The organism is Brevibacterium sp., from assembly GCF_052105255.1.
Classification (GTDB): domain Bacteria; phylum Actinomycetota; class Actinomycetes; order Actinomycetales; family Brevibacteriaceae; genus Brevibacterium; species Brevibacterium linens_B.
The window spans coordinates 1-18,573 of the sequence record NZ_JBQDYQ010000028.1 but is presented as its reverse complement, the minus strand read 5'-3'; the positions used below and the strand labels follow the sequence as shown (position 1 = coordinate 18,573).

The window sequence follows — 18,573 nt, the reverse complement described above, 5'->3', positions numbered from 1 at the left end:
GTCGTATGCGCCCGTTGCGGCCGCGCCCGTCCGGCCGATTCGGGGCCTGGCCGCCTTACCCTGGCACCCGGCTATCCGGCAGGCCGCCTTTGAACCGGAGTGATTAGAGAAGTGGGCGGGTGCGATCGCACCCGCCCACTTCTGTCTGTCGATGATCAGCCGGTGAAGGCTTCGACGGAATCGACCTTGACCTCGATGGTCTTGCCGTTCGGAGCCTCGTATGAGGTCGTGTCTCCGGCCTTGACGCCGAGGACAGCCGCTCCGAGCGGTGACTTCTCCGAGAAGACGTCGATATCGGAGTCTCCGGCGATCTCGCGGTTGCCCAGCAGGAACCGCATACTGTTGCCGGCGACGGTCGCAGTGACGACGGTTCCGGGGGCCACGGTCTTGCCGTCGCTGTCGCTGGAGCCGACCTTGGCGTTGCGCAGCAGCACCTCGAGCTGGCGGATGCGAGCTTCCTGCTTGCCCTGCTCATCACGTGCTGCGTGATAACCGCTGTTCTCCTTCAAGTCACCCTCGTCGCGGGCGGCTTCGATCTTCTCAGCAATCTCTGCACGACCCGGTCCGGAGAGATGCTCGAGTTCCTTCGACAGGCGGTCAAAGGCTTCCTGGGTCAACCATGTCTCTTCCTGGGTGACTTCCTCGGTCATGACTTCTCCTTCTTCGGTCGGTGCACTGACGGGCGTGTCAGGCAACGAAAAAACCGGGCGTATGGGCACGCCCGGAAGTTGAATGAAACTACAGTGTAACGCATCTGCAGAGAAAAACGATGAGCTCGATCACGTTGCCTGCCGCGAGCCGGAAGTTCGCAGCCGCAAGCCGCATCCTCGTGCGAGAACTATTCGAAGGGACTCAGGCGGCCCGGCCTCCCGTGCTCACACCAAGGGCCGATGAGCTCGAGCGACGCGCCTATTCGAACCAGCAGGAGTCCACGTGACCGGAGGCCGCCAGCTGAGTCGTGGCCAGGTCGACGTCGACGCGTTTCGGCGAATTCGGATCGGCATTCGGATCGGCGGGAACGGTCACCTCGGTGAAGCCGACGATCGCTTCGTGCTCATTCGTGGCTTGGACGATGCAGTGCACGTCGCGCTTCTGATCCGGAAATATTCCGACGCTGACGTGCGTTGACGAGTCGTCGACAACCGAATAGTCAAGAGTGCGGGGTGTCGTGGGATTCGTCTGCGGACGGAAGGCCCAGACAGCGATGACGGCGACCACAGCGGCGAGGACGACGACGGCGATGACCTTCGCTCGACGGCTCAGCTCTCGCGTGGGTCTGCTGGTCCGGCCGTAGCGATCATCATGCAGTGGTGGTGCCACTGTTACCTCAGTCATTGAATTCCTCATTAAGTACTTCGCGCACTAATCTAGAGTAGTCGATCCTCTGCCGGCGATCATGTCAGCCGCAGCGCCGGCAGGAGGTGGCCACCAGGCTGAATCGAAAGGGACATTTAGGATATGACTTCGCTTCCGTACCATGGGCTGCGCCTGTTGGCCGTCCATGCCCACCCCGACGACGAATCCTCCAAGGGTGCGGCAACGACCGCGAAGTACGCGTCTCTGGGTGCACGGGTGCTCATCGCCACGATGACCGGTGGTGAAGCCGGCGACATCCTCAACCCCGCTCTGCTGCAGAGCCCGAAGGCCAGCCGCGATATCGCCGGTCTCCGTCGTGAGGAGATGGCGACGGCCGCCGCCGCCCTCGGCGCCGAACATGTCTGGGTCGGGCACGTCGACTCGGGGCTGCCCGACGGTGATTTCGACAACCAGACACCTCCCGGTTGCTTCTATCGGGTCCCCGATGAGGTCGCGATGCTGCCCCTCGTGCACATCATCCGCACCTTCCGACCGCAGGTGGTGACCACCTATGACGAACTCGGCGGATATCCTCATCCCGACCACATCAAGAACCATGCCGTGACCATGGCCGCCGTCGAGGCCGCCGCTGATGCGGCCTCTCATCCCGAGCTCGGTGAGCCATGGCAGGTGCAGAAGATCTACTTCAATCAGGACCTGTCGGCGAAGAAGTGGATCACCATCCACGAGAAGATGCTCGAGGCGGGACTCGAGTCCCCGTTCGCCGACCACCTCGAGGATTTCAAGAAGCGCGACAATCAACGCCACAACTGGTTGAGTACCCGCATCGACTGCTCCGAGTTCTTCACTGCTCGCGATCGGGCGCTGCTTTCCCATGCCACTCAGATCGACCCCGAGGGCGGCTTCTTCTCTGCTTCTCGCAGGGCCGCTCGCACGTACTGGCCGACCGAAGAATTCGAACTGGCACTCGACCTCACCGGCCGGGAGCCGCTGAACCGCGATCTCGACTTTCAGGAGACCGATCTGTTCGCCGGCGTGACCTTCGATGACGGTCGTCGCGTTCCCGATGTGGGGATGCTCCCGGCATCACCGGCCGCCGACGACCTCGACGCTGATTCCGCCGTCCCGACCGAAAGCGATGCCCGCGCATGATATTCGCGTCCTCTCCGACCCCGGCTCCGGACGGAGGCGCACCGGACCCGGATCTGGTGACACCCGGAACGATCGGCTTCCTGGCTACCCTCGTCATCGTGATCCTCACGATCTTCCTCATCCGGGACGCTCTGCGTCGTGTCCGTCGAGTGCGGGCCCGATCGGGTGCGAATGATGCCTACCCGATCCCGCTGCGTAGGCATGTGGTGCCGAATCAGTCGACGCTCTCAGGGCCGGATGCACCCGAACCGGAGAGCGCTGAGCGCGACTCCGACGCAGCCGCCGATACCGGACCATCCGATGCAGATCGCCGAGGCGGCGCGACGGAGGAGCCGATCGATTCCTCCGAATCCTCCGACGAACGGAATGGACGAGCCTGAGGCTGTGAGGTCCTGTGCCCATAGACACCGGCGCGATCACCGATGGGTGATCGCGCCGATTGCGTCCGTGCGGACTCAGCTGAAGGACGGAGAGCCGGGGCGGACCCTCCGGACTCAGTCGAATGGAGTTCAGTAGGCGGCGACGGCGGCGATGATGAGCGCGGCGAGATGGCAGCCGTAGCCGAGGATCGTGAGGATATGGAAGATCTCATGGAAGCCGAGCCACTTCGGTGAGGGGTTCGGCCGCTTGATCCCATAGATCACGGCGCCGGCGATGTAGCACACACCGCCGAGGACGACGAGGAGGCCGACGGCGAAGTTCGTCGCCCAGATCTGAGGGATGTATCCGACTCCGGCGACCCCGAACCCGACGTAGATGGGCACGAAGAGCCACCTCGGCGCGGTGGTGAAGATCGTACGGAAGGCCACTCCGAGGGCGGCGGCACCCCAGAGCACGGACAGCAGGAGGATCGCCTGGTCGGTGGTGAGCATCAGCACGGCCAGCGGAGTGTACGTGCCGGCGGTGATGAGGAAGATGTTCGCATGGTCGAGCCGCCGCAGGACCAGGCGGGCTCGAGTGCGCCAGCGGCCTCGGTGGTAGACGGCGGAGGTGCCGAAGAGCAGCATGCCGGTGACGGCGAAGATCGCGGCGGCGATACGCGATTCGACCGTGGGGGAGATGATCACCAACGCCAGGCCGCCGATCATCGCCAGAGGGAATGCACCGGCGTGGAACCATCCACGCAGCTTCGGCTTGACCTGACCGGCCAGTTTCGTCAGTTCGGCTCGCAGCGCCGAACGGCGACGGGCGATGCGGTGGTCATCGGCGGGCGGTGAATCATCCGCACCGGCTGAACCGACGGGCCCGGAGCCGTCGGGGACGACTGGAGAGGAATCGGTGAGCGAAGCGTTCATGGGTCCATAGTAGCCAGCGCGCCTGAGGCCGCGTTCAGCATCGTCGGCTAGTAGTCTTATACAGTGTTCGAGCCGACCGACGACCCATATGGAAGAGGACAGCTGTGGCGCGACCCGTGAACCTGCTCTATCGGCTGTACGAGCGACGGCTCAAGCGTGAGCTCGACAAGACGGTTCCGGTTCCGCGGCACGTCGGCGTCATCACCGACGGCAATCGCCGGTGGGCGAAGGAATTCGGGGCCACCACTGCAGACGGTCACCGGGCCGGAGCGGCGAAGATCGTCGAATTCCTCGGCTGGTGTCACGAGATCGACGTGGAGATCGTCACTCTCTATGTTCTGTCCAAGGAGAACCTCGCCCGTTCCGCCGAAGAGGTGTCGATCCTCATCGAGATCATCTCGGATCTGGTGGAGAAGATCGCAGCGCTCGACGGCGTCGGCGTCCAACTCGTCGGTGACCTCGAGATCGTTCCACCGGATCTGCGGGCCCGCTTGGAAGCCGTGACGACGACCGAGGACTGCGGCATGCGCGTCAACGTCGCCGTCGGCTACGGCGGCCGACAGGAGATCGTCAACGCGGTGAAATCCCTGCTGCGGACTCAGGCCGACGACGGCACGGATCTCGAGACCATCATCTCCGAGCTGTCTCCCGAGCAGATCGGCGAACACCTCTACACCAAGGGCCAGCCCGATCCCGACCTCATCATCCGCTCGTCGGGAGAGCAGCGACTCTCCGGCTTCCTCATGTGGCAGAGCGCCTACTCGGAGTTCTATTTCTGCGAAGCCTACTGGCCGGACTTCCGTCGCACGGATTTCCTCCGCGCCGTGCGCGACTACGGTCTGCGGCAGCGCCGCTTCGGCAAATAGGGCCTGCCGGCGGCCCGCGCGGATTCAAGGCCGTGTGACGGTGGAATCACGCATTCACTCGAAGTTCATGACCTCGACTTGCCCGAACGCGCGTGCCGCTGCCGTCTGCGGGGGCGAACGGGGTTAGGTTGACTGTAGTTGGTCGACACCAACCCGAGATCGGGGGATGTCAGAACCGGATCTCGGCGGAACTCACGCCTCAGAGGTCCTCATGGCTGAAAAAGTCCACACCTACGTTCTCGACACCTCGGTGCTGCTGTCGGATCCCGGAGCGCTTCTGCGCTTCGCCGAACACCACGTCGTCATTCCACTCATCGTCGTCTCCGAGCTCGAGGGCAAACGCAATCATCCCGAACTCGGCTTCACGGCTCGCAAAGCCCTCCACATCCTCGACGACTTCCGTTCCGACTACGACCGATTGGACCAGCCCATCCCGGTCGGCGATGCGGGCGGAACACTGCGGGTCGAACTCAACCACATCGACGCCTCCACGATGCCGGTCGGCTTCGACCGGTCGGAGAACGACACCCGCATCCTGGCCGTGGCCCGCAACCTGTCGGCCGAAGGCTGTGATGTCGTCGTCGTGACGAAGGACGTGCCGATGCGAGTGAAAGCTTCGGCCCTGGGTCTGCACGCGGAGGAGTATCTGGCGGAGCTGGCCGTCGACTCCGGGTTCACCGGGATGAGCGAGCTCGGCCTCGACGACGAGCAGATGAGCGAGTTCTACGATTCGGGGTCGGTCGTCACCGAGGAGGTCTCCGACGAGGTGGTCAACACCGGTGTCGTCATCACCTCGCCGCGCGGATCGGGTCTGGGCCGGGTGCGCAGCGGCAACCGCGTGTCGATGGTGCGCGGGGATCGTGACATCTTCGGTGTCCACGGACGGTCGGCGGAACAGCGCATCGCCATCGACATGCTGCTCGACGACGCTCTGGGGATCGTGTCGATGGGAGGGCGAGCCGGAACGGGGAAGTCCGCGCTGGCCCTCATGGCGGGCCTGCAGAAGGTACTCGAGGAGAACAAGCACTCGAAGATCATGGTCTTCCGTCCCCTCTACGCCGTGGGCGGGCAGAACCTCGGCTACCTGCCCGGCAGCGAGGGGGAGAAGATGAATCCCTGGGCGGAGGCCGTGTTCGACACCCTCAGCGCGCTTGTGAGCAAGAATGTCATCGACGAGGTGGTCAACAGGGAGATCCTCGAGGTGCTGCCGCTCACGCACATCCGAGGACGGTCGCTCCACGATGCATTCGTCATCGTCGATGAAGCGCAGTCGTTGGAGCGCAATGTTCTGCTGACCGTGCTCTCACGCATCGGAATGAACTCGAAGGTGGTGCTCACCCACGATGTCGCCCAGCGGGACAACCTTCGAGTGGGCAGACACGACGGAGTCGCCGCGGTGATCGAGAAGCTCAAGGGCCACGAGCTGTTCGCGCATGTCACGCTGACGCGGTCGGAGCGGTCGGAGATCGCCGCCCTGGTCACCGATGTGCTCGAGGAATTCGACCCGTTCCGGTCCTGAGTCTCTGCTCCGGTCGCCGATCGCTCACGTTGCCGCCGATGTCGCGTGCTGTGCGGTGAGCGGTCGACGCTGGGGTGGGCGGTTGACGGGACTCGAAATGGGCCGTCGACACGAAACGGCGCCCGGACGATTCCGTCCGGGCGCCGTGTCGTTCTGTCAGATCGGAGGCTTACTTGTAGCTGCCGATCATGGTGGTGACGTCGAGGGCCTTGTCGAGGTCCGCCTCGGTGATGGAGCCGTTCTCGACGAAGCCGAGAGCGATCGTCGCTTCCTTGACGGTCATCTTGTTGGCCACGGCGTGCTTGGCGATCTTCGCGGCCGCCTCGTAGCCGATGACCTTGTTCAGCGGAGTGACGATGGAGGGGCTCGCCTCGGCGAGGAAGCGGGCACGCTCCTCGTTGGCGGTGAGCCCGTCGATCATCTTCTCGGCCATGACCGTCGAGGCGTTCGCGAGCAGGCGGATCGACTCGAGCAGGTTCGAGGCCATGACGGGGATGCCGACGTTGAGCTCGAACGCGCCGTTGGTCGACGACAGCGCCACGGAGGTGTCGTTGCCGATGACCTGTGCGGCGACCTGAATGGTGGCCTCGCAGATGACCGGGTTGACCTTGCCGGGCATGATCGACGAACCGGGCTGCAGGTCGGGGATGGCGATCTCGCCGAGGCCGGTGTTCGGTCCCGAACCCATCCAGCGCAGGTCATTGCAGATCTTCATGTAGCCGTAGGCGATGGTCCGCAGCTGACCGGAGGCCTCGACGAGTCCGTCGCGGTTGGCCTGAGCCTCGAAGTGGTTGCGCGCCTCGGTGATCGGCAGTCCGGTCTCCTCGGCGAGGATCTCGACCACGCGGGAGGAGAAGCCGTCGGGGGTGTTGATGCCTGTGCCCACAGCAGTTCCGCCCAGCGGGACCTCTGCCACGCGCGGCAGGGAAGCCTCGATGCGCTCGATTCCGTAACGGACCTGAGCTGCGTAGCCGCCGAACTCCTGACCGAGAGTCACCGGAGTGGCATCCATGAGGTGGGTGCGTCCGGACTTGACGATCGAGGAGAACTCCTTCGCCTTCTTCTCCAGCGAAGTCGCCAGGGTGTCCATGGCCGGGATGAGGGTGTTGACCAGGGCCTTGGTCACTGCCAGGTGCACCGAGGTGGGGAAGACGTCGTTCGATGACTGCGAGGCGTTGACGTGGTCGTTCGGGTGGACGTTGATTCCGTCGGCTTCGAGCGCCTTGGTCGCCAGCGAGGCGAGGACCTCGTTGGTGTTCATGTTCGAGGAGGTTCCCGAACCGGTCTGGAACACGTCGATCGGGAAGTGGGCGTCGAATTCGCCTGCGATGACCCGATCGGCGGCGTTCTGGATGGCTGTGGCGCGGGCTTCGTCAAGCACGCCGAGTTCGGCGTTGGCCTTCGCTGCGGCCTTCTTCACCTGTGCCAGCGCGGCGATGTGAGCGGATTCGAGGGTCTTGCCCGAGATCGGGAAGTTCTCGACGGCACGCTGGGTCTGTGCGCTGTAGAGGGCGTCCTTGGGGACTTTGACCTCACCCATGGTGTCGTGTTCGATGCGAAATTCTTCGGTCATTGTGGTCCTTTCCGTTGGGTGCCGGGGAAATGATCGCGGAGCTCAGGCTCGTTGGGAGACTGAACGGCTGACCACCGAGGTGGCCGGTCGCTTAGGAAGCATAGGTCGAGACCGCGGCCTCGTCGCCTCCGTATTGGGCGACGACCGTGGTGTGGCCATCGTGGAGCTGGTAGGTGAGGCCGACGATGATGAGTCGGCCCTCATCGACAGCGGTCTTGATGATCGTGGACAGCTGCATGATCTTGTCGACCGTGTCCATGGTGTTCTGCCCGACGGTCTCGTTGATCGTGGTGCGCCCGTTCTTGCGGGCCCGAGCCACCGTCGGCAGGATGCGGGCGACGACGTCGGAGATGAATCCCGGGGGAGTCTCACCCGAGTCGTAGGCGTTGTAGGCGGCGGTCACGGCCCCGCAGCTGTCGTGGCCGAGCACGACGAGCAGGGGAGTGCCGAGCATCTCGACCCCGTACTCGAGCGAACCCAAGGTGACCGGATCGACGACCTGTCCGGCATTGCGCACGACGAACATGTCACCGAGGCCGACATCGAAGATCATCTCAGCGGCGACTCGGGAATCAGAGCAGCCGAAAAGGGTGACGAACGGGGTCTGGCTGCCCGACAGCGACTCACGTCGCGCCGTGTCCTGGTTGGGGTGCTGAGGGACATCGTCGACGAAACGCTGGTTCCCCTCGAGGAGTCGCTTCCACGCCTGATTGGGCATTGCTTTCGCACCTGCTTCCGAATTGTGTGCATCGCACCCGGGACCGGGTGCGATTGGAGGTCAGACCAGTCCGCGGCGTGCGGCTTCTTCGGCGGCCTCCACGTAGGAGTGGGTCTTGGCCGCCTGGTGCTCGGCAAAGACCTGACGGACGGTTCCCGACTTCGACCTCATCACCAGGGAATGCGTGGTGACGTGGCTGCCCTGGAACTTCACACCGTCGAGCAGATCGCCGTTCGTGATGCCCGTGGCAACGAAGTAGCTGTTGTCACCGGTGACGAGGTCGTCGGTGTTGAGTACCTTGTTGACGTCAAGGCCGGCCTCGGCGGCGGCTTCGCGTTCCGTGTCATCTTGCGGCCACAGTCGGCCCTGGATGACTCCGCCGAGTGCTTTGATGGCGCAGGCGGTGATGATGCCCTCGGGGGTGCCGCCGATGCCCATGAGCATGTCGACGCCGGTTCCGGGACGGCAGGCGGCGATAGCTCCGGCGACGTCGCCATCGGTGATGAGTTGGATGCGGGCACCAGCGGAGCGGATCTCATCGATCATCTGCTGGTGGCGGGGACGGTCGAGGATCATCACTGTCACCGAGGCGGGATCCTTCGTTCCCTTCGCCTTGGCGACGCGGCGGATGTTCTCGGCGATCGGCAGACGCAGATCGACGGCATCGGCGGCATCCGGGCCGGTGACGAGCTTCTCCATGTAGAACACGGCAGAGGGGTCATACATCGCACCGTCTTCGGTCACGGCCATGACAGAGATCGCATTGGGCATGCCCAGAGCGGTCAGGCGAGTGCCGTCGATCGGGTCGACAGCAACATCGCAGTGCGGTCCTCCGCCGTCGCCGACCTGCTCTCCGTTGAAGAGCATCGGAGCTTCGTCCTTCTCGCCTTCGCCGATGACGACGGTGCCGGACATGCGGACGGTGGAGATGACATTGCGCATCGCGGCCACGGCTGCTCCGTCGGCGGCGTTCTTGTCGCCGCGGCCGACCCAGGGTGCGGCGGCGATGGCAGCGGCCTCGGTGACTCGGACGAGCTCCAGAGCCAAGTTGCGGTCGGGCGCATCCGACTCGACCTGAGCCTTCTGTGACCATGAGTCGGTCACTGCGACAGGCGGAGTCTCCTCATCAACTCGTCCTCGGTCATGGTGAGATTTCACGTCAACGGGCTCTTTGGAGTCACTCATGCTTCCAATTGTGCCACCCCTGTGATCGGGGTCGCGACAGCGGTGTGCCCTTGTGGCCGCGGTCACGTCCTCGGGCCGGAATTGGCCCTTCGCGCGCGAGCCGAGGACAATGGCGGTGTGAATGTCCGAAATACTGCCGACGAGACGGGTGCTCGAACGGTCGTCGACGAGACGATGCCGAGTCCTAGGGGAGAGTCCATGGCTGATGAGTCCGGAGTGATGCTGCCGGGGTCCCGGGAAGAGATGCGCTTCCTGCGCAAGAACTCGAACTGGGTCAATATGGTCATCGCGATCCTCGCCTGTCTCGCAGTCGCCGTCGGGATCCTGATCCTCGCCCCGCAGCCCGAAGTCGACTCAGAACGTGTCGTTGACTATCAGGGAATCGCCGAGCAGTCACAGGGCAACGCCGAGTTCGACCTCATCGTTCCGCAGATCCCGCGCGGATGGACGTCGAACGAGGCCAGCCTCGATCGTGTAGGCGACTCCGAATACACCTCGTGGTACATGTCGTTCATCGGCCCCGACGACCAATGGGTGAGCATCGAACAGGCCGAAGCGAGTGCGAACTGGGCGAAGCGGAAGACCGATGAGGCTGTCGCTGCCGAGAAGGTGACCGTCGGCGGTGCCGACTTCCAGGTCTACCGGACCGAGGAAGCAAAGGAGTACTGGGTCACGCACAAGGGCGATATGTATGTCGTTCTGACTGCCACGGCCGCGCCGGACACCGTCAACAGCTTCGCCGATCAGGTGGCCGCCGAACTCAAGTGACCTCGGCGGCCCTGGCTGAACTTCGGCTGGCCCGGAGACCTATTCGGTGTCGTCCGAGGTCTCCTCACGGGCCTTGTCCAGGCGTTCCCGTGCACCGTCGAGCCACGCCTGGCACCGGTCGGCCAGAGCCTCGCCACGCTCCCACAGTCGCAGTGACTCTTCGAGCGGCAGGTTGCCGGTCTCCAAACGCTTGACGGTCATGACGAGTTCTTCGCGCGCCTGCTCGTAGCTGAGCGTGCTGATGTCGGGCTGGTCCTGTTGGGTCGTCGGTTCGGTCATCGGTGTCTCCTTCGCAGAATGTGTGGAACGTGGACAGAGTGTGGAGGTGTAGTCAATCGTCGGTCGTCGAATCGTCAGCCTCCGGAGTGACCTCGGTGATATCCGCGTCGAAACGACCACGAGCGACCCGGACGTGGACGGTGTCGCCGGCGGCGACCTCGGCGGCATTGCGGACGGCCTGACCTTCCTCGGTCTGCACCACGGCGTAGCCGCGCTCCAACGTTCGCAGGGGAGAGAGGGACCTGGCTTGGGAACGGAGATGCTGGATCTCGTTCTGAGCTTGGATGAGCAGTCCGTTCGTCGCCTGCAGACCGCGGCGGCGGATCATCGTCAGTTCGTTCTCATGCGCGGTGATCATCGTCTGCGGTTCGGCGAGCACCGGCCGTGAACGCACGGCGGTGAGCATCTCCTGCTCTCGATCGAGGATGCGATTGACGGCAGCTTCGAGCTCGGCGCGGGCACGCAGCAGATTCATGCCTTCCTCGGCGACATCCGGAACGATCCTCTTTGCAGCATCCGTGGGCGTTGACGCCCGCATGTCAGCGACCTCATCGAGGATGGGCCGGTCCGCCTCGTGCCCGATCGCCGAGACGACCGGTGTCTGCGCGGCGGAGACGGCACGGACGAGGGCTTCATTGGAGAACGGCAGGAGGTCTTCCATGCTGCCGCCCCCGCGGGCGATGACGATGACATCGATCTGCGGGTCCGAATCGAGCTCGGCGAGGTTCTTCATCACTCCCGGCACGGCATCCGGTCCCTGCACGGCACAGTTGCGGACTTCGAATTCGGCGGCAGGCCAGCGCAGGTGCACATTGCGGATGACGTCCTTCTGCGCATCCGAATCCCGTCCGGTGATCAACCCGATCCGGTTCGGCAGGAACGGCAGGCGCAGCTTGCGGTTGGGATCGAAGAGCCCCTCGGCGCCCAGCTGCTTCTTCAGTCGTTCGAGGCGGGCGAGGAGTTCGCCGAGTCCGACGGCGCGGATATCATTGGCACGCATCGTCAGCCGACCGGTCTTCGTCCAGAAGTCGGCTTTGAGATTGGCGACGACGTGGCTGCCCTCGGTGAGAGGAGCTCCGGTGCGGTCGAGGACGTTCTTCCAGATCTGGACCGGCAGTGACATCTCGACATCAGTGTCGCGCAGAGTCAGGTAGCTGGCCTTGCCGCGATGGTTGAGTTCGACGACCTGCCCTTCGATCCACACGCTCGACATACGGTCGATATAGGACTTCATCTTCGAAGACAGCAGACTCAGCGGCCACGGATTCTCCGCTGTGGTCTCGGCTGCGGTGGCAGCGAGGTCCTTCGGTTCGACGGATTCGCCGAGCGTGCCGGGAGTGCCGGAAATTCTTTGCGCCATCTAAGTCCCCTTCCGCACTCAAGCCTAACCAACGCCCCTGACGCAGCCCATTCCTGGCCGCCGTCGATGCCTCCGGCTTAGACTGAACGGGTGAGCGTCGTTTCAGTACCTGCCCCGACCATTCCGCGCCGGCGTCTGGCACCTGGCGAGATCCGCACTCCGGTCGATGTTGCCAAGAGGGTGCTGCTGGCCGCACCGCGCGGCTACTGTGCCGGCGTAGATCGTGCCGTGATCGCCGTCGAGCGCGCCCTCGAGCACTTCGGCGCACCGATCTATGTCCGCAAGGAGATCGTGCACAACCGACACGTCGTCGAGACCCTGTCCGAACGCGGGGCCGTCTTCGTCGATGAAACCGATGAAGTCCCGGAAGGCGCTCGGGTCGTGTTCTCCGCCCACGGAGTCTCACCGGCCGTGCACACCGAGGCTGCCCAGCGTTCGCTGTCGACGATCGATGCGACGTGCCCGCTGGTGACGAAGGTCCACAAGGAGGCCATCCGGTTCGCCCGGGACGGCTTCCGCATCCTCCTCGTCGGCCATGCCGGACACGAAGAGGTCGAGGGCACCATGGGCGAGGCGCCGGAACACATCACACTGGTGCAGAGCCCGGAAGAGGCCCGCACCATCGAAGCTCCCGATGCCGAGAAGCTGGTGTGGATCTCTCAGACGACCTTGAGCGTGGACGAGACCATGGAAACAGTGGAGATCCTGCGTGAGCGCTTCCCGCACCTGCAGAATCCACCCAGCGATGACATCTGCTACGCGACACAGAACCGGCAGGTCGCGGTGAAGAAGATCGGGCCCGACGCGGATCTGGTCATCGTCGTCGGGTCGGCGAATTCCTCGAACTCCGTTCGCCTCGTCGAAGTCGCCCTCGAACATGGAGCGAAGGCTGCCTGCCGTGTCGACTTCGCCCGCGAGATCGACGAGGCATGGTTCCACGACGTCGCCACCGTCGGAGTCACCTCAGGGGCGAGCGTTCCGGAGAACCTCGTCCATGACGTGCTGCAGCTGCTGGCCGACTACGGATTCGACACAGTCGAAGAGGTCGTCACCGCCGAAGAGGACCTCATCTTTTCGCTGCCGAAGGAACTGCGCAAGCTCGGCTGAGCAATTCCGCTACGTGATGCGGCGGGGAGTTCCACGACTCAACGGAGTCGACAAACGCTGTCGATTCTCAGCTTGTCCCCGTCTGCCGATCACGCAGATGAGTCGGACCGCGTCCATCGAAGTCCATGGCCCGAGGGCGACTGAGTTCTTCTGCGCTGATGCCGCGAGTGCGAGTATCGAGTTCGGCCACGGCATCGAGTTCGTCGGCGACGATCCCGGTCGACGGGAACTTTCTGGCGGTCACGAGGAACCGGGACTCCATGGACGAAACGAACCGGTTGTAATCCTCGACCGAGCGGTCCAGGCTGGCCCCCATCCGTGACACATGAGTCACCAGAGTCCCGATGCGTTCGTAGAGTTCCGTGCCCAGCCGCAGCACCTCGGCCGCCGAGGTGGACATGTCCGCCTGCCGCCAGTTGAGCGCCACGGTCTTCAGCAGCACCAGCAGAGTCGCCGGTGAGGCGAGGACGACGTTCTTGCCCAGCGCATGATCGATCATCTTCGGATAGCTTGCCGCGGCCGCAGAGAGCAGGCCGTCGGTGGGCACGAAGCAGACGACGAAGTCGGGGGAGGCCTCGAATGCCTTCCAGTACTCCTTCGACGCCAGAGCATCGACATGTCGCAAGAGGGCGCGGGCATGGTCATGACCGCCCGCCCCGGCGTCGGCCGCTTCGCCGGAGTCCTCGTTCATCCGCGCCGACAGAGGAGTCTTCGCATCGATGACGATCGTGCCGCCGCCGGGCAGATGGACGACCATATCGGGGCGGTGGCGCTTACCGTCCCGGTCGGCGCTGACCTGCGTGTCGAAGTCGACGTGGGGGAGAAGGCCGGCATATTCGACGATGCGTTTGAGCTGGACCTCGCCCCAGTCGCCGCGGTGGGTCGTCGAATTCAAAGCGTTGGCCAGCGACCCAGTCGATTCCTGGAGGCGGAGGTTCTGTTGGCTGAGGTGCCCGATCTGGGAGTTCAGTCGGGTGATCTGTTCGATCTGCGTGCGGTCCTGGGAGCGCAGGTTCTCCTGCAGATTCTTCACGCTTGCCGCCAAGGGCCCGATGGCGGCAGTGATCTCACCGGCCATCTGCGCATCGGCCTCGAGGTCTTCGGTGCGCTCGGACAGGATGCGTGACGTGGTCTCGGCGCGAGTGAGTCTCTCGAGATAGCGGGAACGGGTGAGACTGCGGCCGAGGAGGAATCCGAGCGCGGCGGCGAGCACGATCGCCACGATGACGGCGATGATGACTGCGGATGCGGGGAAAGCATTCATGGTCCCAGGGTGACAGAGGGCACTGACACGAGAATTCGAGGACCACCTCGGCGACAGCTAGACTTGGATACCGTGGCTTTGACTATTGGAATCGTGGGACTGCCCAATGTCGGCAAGTCGACCATGTTTAACGCACTGACCAAGAACCAAGTTCTCGCGGCGAACTACCCGTTCGCGACGATCGAGCCGAACGTGGGCGTGGTCCCGCTGCCGGACGAGCGACTCACGCGATTGGCGGAGATCTTCGGCTCCGAACGCATCCTCAATGCCACCGTCGACTTCGTCGACATCGCCGGAATCGTGCGCGGTGCCTCCGAAGGGGAAGGCCTGGGCAACCAGTTCCTCGCGAACATCCGCGAAGCCGATGCCATCTGTCAGGTCATCCGCGGATTCGTCGACGACGATGTCGTCCACGTCGACGGCAAGATCAGCCCAGCCGATGACATCGATACGATCAATACCGAGCTCATCCTCGCTGACCTGCAGACTCTCGAGAAGGCACGGCCGCGGATCGAGAAGGAAGTCAAGGGCAAGCGCGCTCCTGCCGAGCAGCTGGCCGCGATTGATGCCGCCACCGAGATCCTCGAAGGCGGGCGGACGCTCTACCAGGCGATGCAGGCCGACAAGTTCGATGTCAGTGCGCTGCGCGAGCTGCAGCTGATGACGGTCAAGCCCTTCCTCTACGTGTTCAACGTCGACGACGAGGTGCTCGCCGATGAGGATAAGAAGAACGAGATGCGGGCACTGGTGGCTCCCGTCGAGGCGATCTTCCTCGACGCGAAGTTCGAGTCCGAACTCGCCGAACTCGACGAGGAGGAAGCCCGGGAGATGCTCGAATCGACGGGCCAGGAGGAGAGCGGACTCGATCAGCTCGCCCGAGTCGGCTTCGATACCCTTGGTCTGCAGACCTATCTGACGGCCGGGCCCAAGGAATCCCGTGCGTGGACGATTCCGAAGGGCGCCACCGCCCCCGAAGCGGCCGGAGTCATCCACACCGACTTCCAGAAGGGCTTCATCAAGGCCGAAATCGTGTCGTTCGATGATCTCGACGCAAACGGTTCGATGGCTGCCGCGAAGTCCGCTGGCAAGGTCCGGATGGAAGGCAAGGACTACATCATGGCCGATGGCGACGTCGTTGAGTTTCGGTTCAACGTATAGGGAGCCGGCCTGACCAGAGGTTGTGTTGCTTGGGCCCTGCGGGCAAGGGATCTGAGTGTTCCGACCCAACGTCTGGCGATAGGTCCATAGATGCCTTCTGCGGCCCGAACACGTCTCTCGTTGTCGGTGGCCATAGCTAAGATTCCGGTGGACCTGCTCCACTGCGAAGGGACCACGATGGGGTTGAACTGGCCAGGCGTGTTCATGGGCGTAAACGAGCTGCCGGAACCGGAGCAGAAGATCTGCCAAGCAGTCGTCGATGAGTTCGGAGATACTTTGAAGGCCGAACTGGCTTCTTGCGGGCTGCCGCCTCATGCCTCCCCGTTTGTCGGCAGTTCTCGCTCATCGCCGTACGAGACAATTCGCAGATCTCGGTTGGGATTAGTCCGGCCACGGGTATGCCGCAGGTGGGCTGGCTGGACCGCCTGAACGACCGTTATGCGCTCTCAGCTATGGTCGACATACTGCAGAACCAACAGGGGTGGCCGGTTACGGCGGTGGTACCGTTGCCTCTGCCCGGCAGCCCCCAGCGATCTACCGTCGCGCTGCGAGTCGCAGCAGAACACGCACCCGAAATGGAGACCATGATTACGCTCGGCAAGCTCGGTGATATCAGCCATGGTCGACACCTTGAAAACGATCTCCGCCGCTTTCGCGAAGATCACCCCGAGCCGAGCCGCAACGTCTTCGTCATGATGCGCTTCGCCGACACTGTGCAGACGAACCAGATCTACGAGTCGGTCAAGGGTGCACTCGCAGAGTTGGGGATGACTGCTGTGCGAGCCGATGATAGGGACTACACCGGGGAGCTGTGATCCAACATCGAGTTGTACCTCACCGGCTGTCAGTACGGCATCGCGGTCTTTGAAGACGCCGAGCAACGCGACTTCAACCCAAATGTGTCGCTGGAGCTGGGCTATCTAATGGGCGGAGGTAAGCGAACGTTGCTCTTGAAGGAGAAGCGGTTGCCGCGGGTCCCCTCAGACGTGGTTCACCGTCTCTACAAGGAGGTTGACATTCTCGATATCGATAGTTAGATCAATTGTGAGATCAAGCGATGGATCAGCGTCGACCTCGGCCCGAATTTCTAGCTTCCGCGGATCCGTCGAGTAACAAGATCCCGGAGAATGTTCACGTCAGATGGCCGTAAGTGTCGAAGGGCCGTGGAGTTTAGGTTTTCAATCTAGCCTCTGGCGTGGGGACGAGCAATTTCCTGTATCGGCAAGCAACCTGTGGAAGAAGTTGGAGCTGCTCACACCACCATTGTCCCCGGTGGGCTGTCAGACGGCCGAAGGCCAAGCAGGCCGCTCCTTGGACGGACAAGAACCTCGGCAGCATCGCTTCCAAAGGTCTTGCGACGGTAGGTGTTGGAGAGCGTCTGATGATCACTGGTTGGCGATCCTTGGCGACGCAGACGTTGTTCTGGACGATGTACACCTCGACGTAGTGGCTCCCCACAAACGCCGTGCTCTCGTATTGGGTGGCCCCGCCCACTATGACGTCACCACGTGGCTGGCCTGCCCGGACAGCTTCCGAACCGTGGTTCTTCACCTTCCAATAGACCTCGTAAGGTCCTGTGACATCTAGGTCTCGCAACTCGAAGTCGATCGTTCGATCCTTCTGCACTCGGTCTCCGCGGCGGGGTAGGTCATACGCTCGTGCAACTCCGGCGCGGCAGGCCCCTCCGATCAAGGTGACGCGATTCTCCAATCGGATCGGAATGCGCAGCGTTGTGTCGATGAACTGTTCGGCGGGCAACGACTTCTGCGCAGCCTCGACAGCCGGCTTATTGAACGACGGTCCGAAGGCGTCCTGCCAGGCTGCCACGAAGTCGTTGACAGTCTCAGCGTCGTACGTCTCCCGCATCTTCGTGGGGTAGCGGAGAATCTGGGCCCGGAAGTTCGAGTATCCATCCTGGTCCCATCGTTCCCGGAAATCTCAGCCGGTGCTTGCCGGATCATAAATCGACGGCATCGTCGGGTTGGAGTGCAGGTAGTCGTTGAGGTCTTCGATGATGTGCACGAGCGCTGTCGCGATGTCGCCGTAGTACTCCGGATCGTCCGCGGAGCGCCAGCTGTCGATGGAGTTACCGACTAGGATCGTGAGTAGCACGGACTTGATGGAGAACGTCGCTTTCGTATCGCGCAGGTACTTCAGTAGTCGCAGTACTGCCTCAATGCGACCTCCACCAGCGATGCGGGGGCTGGCCTAGGGTGGGCGCCATGGCGAAGCCCCCCGCCCGCATCGCGGGCGACCTCCTCGACGAGCACGGCAGCACCTACGCCCGGCAGGCGGGCATCGATCTGGACGATCGTCTTGCGCCCCTCTTCCAGCTGCTCGTGCTCGCCAACCTCCTGTCCGCGTGGATCGGGGCGGACATCGCGGTGGCCGCCGCGCGTGAGCTGTGGGACGCCGGCCTCACCACCCCCGCGCATATGCGCGCCTCGATTCACCGTCAGCGCGTCGCCGCGCTGAGCCGCGCCGGCGACCGCCGCTGCGACGAGAGCACTGCGACCCGCCGGGGCCGCATGTCCGAGCAGCTGCTCGCGGACTACGACGGTGACCTGCGCCGGCTGCGTGCAGCGGGGCACGCGGAGCCCGCGGCCCTGAGCCGCCTGCTGCGCGCCTTTCCCGGCATCGGGCCCGCCGGGGCGCAGATCTTCCTGCGCGAGGTCCAGGGGATCTGGTCCCTCCCGCCGGTCTTCGATGCCAAGGCGCTCGAGGGCGCGCGCCGGGCGGGGCTGCCCGCCGAGCCCTAGGCGCTGGCCGGGCTTGTCGCACCCGCCGACCGGGCGCGGTTCGCCGCCGCGCTCGTGCGCCGCGCGCTGCGGAAGTAGCCCCGGACGCGAGGGGAGCGGGCGCAGGGGCGCGCCCTTGCCGAGCGCGGAAAAATGAGTACACTCAAAAATAGGCGCGCAGGTTGCGCGGCTGCCGCCCCGGCGGCTTATCGAGGAGGGACACCATGAGCGACATCGCCCGCGTCACCGTGCTGGGCGCCGGAGTGCTCGGCGC

General features: G+C 63.8%; 21 protein-coding genes. 10 read left to right on the top strand and 11 right to left on the bottom strand.

The genetic code is table 11. The features are described 5' to 3' along the window. Nucleotides 1–155 precede the first annotated feature (155 nt). Together greA and ACTIIH_RS09430 are read right to left on the bottom strand one after the other, a co-directional pair. On the bottom strand, nt 156–650 hold the full coding sequence (gene greA / locus ACTIIH_RS09435; RefSeq protein ID WP_152347873.1) for a transcription elongation factor GreA: 495 nt from the start codon (nt 648–650) through the stop codon (nt 156–158). Nucleotides 651–909: 259 nt separating this feature from the next. Continuing rightward, on the bottom strand, nt 910–1,335 hold the full coding sequence (locus ACTIIH_RS09430) for a DUF4307 domain-containing protein (protein WP_441451556.1): 426 nt from the start codon (nt 1,333–1,335) through the stop codon (nt 910–912). Nucleotides 1,336–1,458: 123 nt separating this feature from the next. Here ACTIIH_RS09430 and mca point away from each other — a divergent pair, with 123 nt between their 5' ends. Continuing rightward, nucleotides 1,459–2,469, top strand: coding sequence for a mycothiol conjugate amidase Mca (mca, locus tag ACTIIH_RS09425; RefSeq protein WP_441451555.1), 1,011 nt, complete (start codon nt 1,459–1,461; stop codon nt 2,467–2,469). Between the two features lie 56 nt (nt 2,470–2,525). Continuing rightward, the gene (locus ACTIIH_RS09420) at nt 2,526–2,849 is read left to right on the top strand and encodes a hypothetical protein (protein ID WP_441451554.1); all 324 of its coding nucleotides are present in this window, start codon (nt 2,526–2,528) and stop codon (nt 2,847–2,849) included. Between the two features lie 129 nt (nt 2,850–2,978). On the opposite strand, the gene trhA is transcribed toward ACTIIH_RS09420, so the two are convergent. Next, nucleotides 2,979–3,764, bottom strand: coding sequence for a PAQR family membrane homeostasis protein TrhA (trhA, locus tag ACTIIH_RS09415; RefSeq protein ID WP_441451553.1), 786 nt, complete (start codon nt 3,762–3,764; stop codon nt 2,979–2,981). A gap of 104 nt (nt 3,765–3,868) precedes the next feature. Here trhA and ACTIIH_RS09410 point away from each other — a divergent pair, with 104 nt between their 5' ends. Continuing rightward, nucleotides 3,869–4,630, top strand: a complete 762-nt coding sequence (locus ACTIIH_RS09410; protein WP_441451552.1) for an isoprenyl transferase — start codon at nt 3,869–3,871, stop codon at nt 4,628–4,630. Between the two features lie 211 nt (nt 4,631–4,841). Beyond that, nucleotides 4,842–6,149, top strand: a complete 1,308-nt coding sequence (locus ACTIIH_RS09405; RefSeq protein ID WP_441451551.1) for a PhoH family protein — start codon at nt 4,842–4,844, stop codon at nt 6,147–6,149. 169 nt (nt 6,150–6,318) lie between these two features. Here the strand turns inward: ACTIIH_RS09405 and ACTIIH_RS09400 are convergent, their stop codons facing one another. The 3 genes from ACTIIH_RS09400 to glpX form a co-directional block, all read right to left on the bottom strand. Beyond that, on the bottom strand, nt 6,319–7,722 hold the full coding sequence (locus ACTIIH_RS09400; RefSeq protein ID WP_441451550.1) for a class II fumarate hydratase: 1,404 nt from the start codon (nt 7,720–7,722) through the stop codon (nt 6,319–6,321). A gap of 91 nt (nt 7,723–7,813) precedes the next feature. Then, nucleotides 7,814–8,440: a carbonic anhydrase gene (locus ACTIIH_RS09395; protein ID WP_410710298.1), complete on the bottom strand. Its 627-nt coding sequence runs from the start codon at nt 8,438–8,440 to the stop codon at nt 7,814–7,816. 60 nt (nt 8,441–8,500) lie between these two features. Next, nucleotides 8,501–9,625, bottom strand: coding sequence for a class II fructose-bisphosphatase (gene glpX, locus ACTIIH_RS09390; protein ID WP_441090545.1), 1,125 nt, complete (start codon nt 9,623–9,625; stop codon nt 8,501–8,503). A 198-nt stretch (nt 9,626–9,823) separates the two neighbouring features. Here glpX and ACTIIH_RS09385 point away from each other — a divergent pair, with 198 nt between their 5' ends. Beyond that, complete coding sequence (locus ACTIIH_RS09385) at nt 9,824–10,393, top strand: DUF4245 domain-containing protein (protein ID WP_441451549.1); 570 nt, start codon at nt 9,824–9,826, stop codon at nt 10,391–10,393. A 39-nt stretch (nt 10,394–10,432) separates the two neighbouring features. On the opposite strand, the gene ACTIIH_RS09380 is transcribed toward ACTIIH_RS09385, so the two are convergent. Both ACTIIH_RS09380 and xseA read right to left on the bottom strand, forming a co-directional pair. Continuing rightward, the gene (locus ACTIIH_RS09380; protein ID WP_025778102.1) at nt 10,433–10,672 is read right to left on the bottom strand and encodes an exodeoxyribonuclease VII small subunit; all 240 of its coding nucleotides are present in this window, start codon (nt 10,670–10,672) and stop codon (nt 10,433–10,435) included. A 52-nt stretch (nt 10,673–10,724) separates the two neighbouring features. Continuing rightward, a complete protein-coding gene (gene xseA / locus ACTIIH_RS09375; RefSeq protein WP_441451548.1) occupies nt 10,725–12,032 on the bottom strand; it encodes an exodeoxyribonuclease VII large subunit in 1,308 nt (435 codons plus the stop codon). A gap of 90 nt (nt 12,033–12,122) precedes the next feature. Between xseA and ACTIIH_RS09370 the strand changes: the two genes are divergently transcribed. Continuing rightward, nucleotides 12,123–13,139: a 4-hydroxy-3-methylbut-2-enyl diphosphate reductase gene (locus ACTIIH_RS09370; RefSeq protein WP_441451547.1), complete on the top strand. Its 1,017-nt coding sequence runs from the start codon at nt 12,123–12,125 to the stop codon at nt 13,137–13,139. Between the two features lie 67 nt (nt 13,140–13,206). Here ACTIIH_RS09370 and ACTIIH_RS09365 read toward each other — a convergent pair whose 3' ends face one another. After that, nucleotides 13,207–14,403, bottom strand: a complete 1,197-nt coding sequence (locus ACTIIH_RS09365; protein WP_441451546.1) for a DNA recombination protein RmuC — start codon at nt 14,401–14,403, stop codon at nt 13,207–13,209. Between the two features lie 72 nt (nt 14,404–14,475). On the opposite strand from ACTIIH_RS09365, the gene ychF reads away from it, so the two are divergent. From ychF to ACTIIH_RS09350, 3 genes are all read left to right on the top strand, one after another. Then, on the top strand, nt 14,476–15,561 hold the full coding sequence (gene ychF, locus ACTIIH_RS09360) for a redox-regulated ATPase YchF (RefSeq protein ID WP_441451545.1): 1,086 nt from the start codon (nt 14,476–14,478) through the stop codon (nt 15,559–15,561). A 398-nt stretch (nt 15,562–15,959) separates the two neighbouring features. Then, nucleotides 15,960–16,376 (top strand): hypothetical protein, encoded by a 417-nt coding sequence (locus ACTIIH_RS09355; RefSeq protein WP_441451544.1) that lies wholly within the window; start codon nt 15,960–15,962, stop codon nt 16,374–16,376. 12 nt (nt 16,377–16,388) lie between these two features. Then, the gene (locus tag ACTIIH_RS09350) at nt 16,389–16,598 is read left to right on the top strand and encodes a hypothetical protein (protein WP_441451543.1); all 210 of its coding nucleotides are present in this window, start codon (nt 16,389–16,391) and stop codon (nt 16,596–16,598) included. A 133-nt stretch (nt 16,599–16,731) separates the two neighbouring features. Here the strand turns inward: ACTIIH_RS09350 and ACTIIH_RS09345 are convergent, their stop codons facing one another. Then, on the bottom strand, nt 16,732–17,427 hold the full coding sequence (locus ACTIIH_RS09345; RefSeq protein WP_441451542.1) for a nucleotide-binding domain-containing protein: 696 nt from the start codon (nt 17,425–17,427) through the stop codon (nt 16,732–16,734). Between the two features lie 72 nt (nt 17,428–17,499). Next, complete coding sequence (locus ACTIIH_RS09340; protein WP_441451541.1) at nt 17,500–17,673, bottom strand: hypothetical protein; 174 nt, start codon at nt 17,671–17,673, stop codon at nt 17,500–17,502. 110 nt (nt 17,674–17,783) lie between these two features. Here ACTIIH_RS09340 and ACTIIH_RS09335 point away from each other — a divergent pair, with 110 nt between their 5' ends. Next, nucleotides 17,784–18,320 (top strand): endonuclease, encoded by a 537-nt coding sequence (locus tag ACTIIH_RS09335; RefSeq protein WP_441451540.1) that lies wholly within the window; start codon nt 17,784–17,786, stop codon nt 18,318–18,320. The last annotated feature ends 253 nt before the right edge of the window (nt 18,321–18,573 follow it).

Coding starts and splice junctions, on each gene's coding strand:
- trhA (WP_441451553.1), bottom strand. CDS start 3,764: ATGAACGCTTCGCTCACCGATTCCTCTCCAGTCGTCCCCGACGGCTCC.
- mca (WP_441451555.1), top strand. CDS start 1,459: ATGACTTCGCTTCCGTACCATGGGCTGCGCCTGTTGGCCGTCCATGCC.
- ACTIIH_RS09400 (WP_441451550.1), bottom strand. CDS start 7,722: ATGACCGAAGAATTTCGCATCGAACACGACACCATGGGTGAGGTCAAA.
- glpX (WP_441090545.1), bottom strand. CDS start 9,625: ATGAGTGACTCCAAAGAGCCCGTTGACGTGAAATCTCACCATGACCGA.
- greA (WP_152347873.1), bottom strand. CDS start 650: ATGACCGAGGAAGTCACCCAGGAAGAGACATGGTTGACCCAGGAAGCC.
- ACTIIH_RS09345 (WP_441451542.1), bottom strand. CDS start 17,427: ATGCGGGAGACGTACGACGCTGAGACTGTCAACGACTTCGTGGCAGCC.
- ACTIIH_RS09395 (WP_410710298.1), bottom strand. CDS start 8,440: ATGCCCAATCAGGCGTGGAAGCGACTCCTCGAGGGGAACCAGCGTTTC.
- ACTIIH_RS09405 (WP_441451551.1), top strand. CDS start 4,842: ATGGCTGAAAAAGTCCACACCTACGTTCTCGACACCTCGGTGCTGCTG.
- ACTIIH_RS09365 (WP_441451546.1), bottom strand. CDS start 14,403: ATGAATGCTTTCCCCGCATCCGCAGTCATCATCGCCGTCATCGTGGCG.
- ACTIIH_RS09335 (WP_441451540.1), top strand. CDS start 17,784: ATGGCGAAGCCCCCCGCCCGCATCGCGGGCGACCTCCTCGACGAGCAC.
- xseA (WP_441451548.1), bottom strand. CDS start 12,032: ATGGCGCAAAGAATTTCCGGCACTCCCGGCACGCTCGGCGAATCCGTC.
- ACTIIH_RS09355 (WP_441451544.1), top strand. CDS start 15,960: ATGCCGCAGGTGGGCTGGCTGGACCGCCTGAACGACCGTTATGCGCTC.
- ACTIIH_RS09430 (WP_441451556.1), bottom strand. CDS start 1,335: ATGACTGAGGTAACAGTGGCACCACCACTGCATGATGATCGCTACGGC.
- ACTIIH_RS09385 (WP_441451549.1), top strand. CDS start 9,824: ATGGCTGATGAGTCCGGAGTGATGCTGCCGGGGTCCCGGGAAGAGATG.
- ACTIIH_RS09380 (WP_025778102.1), bottom strand. CDS start 10,672: ATGACCGAACCGACGACCCAACAGGACCAGCCCGACATCAGCACGCTC.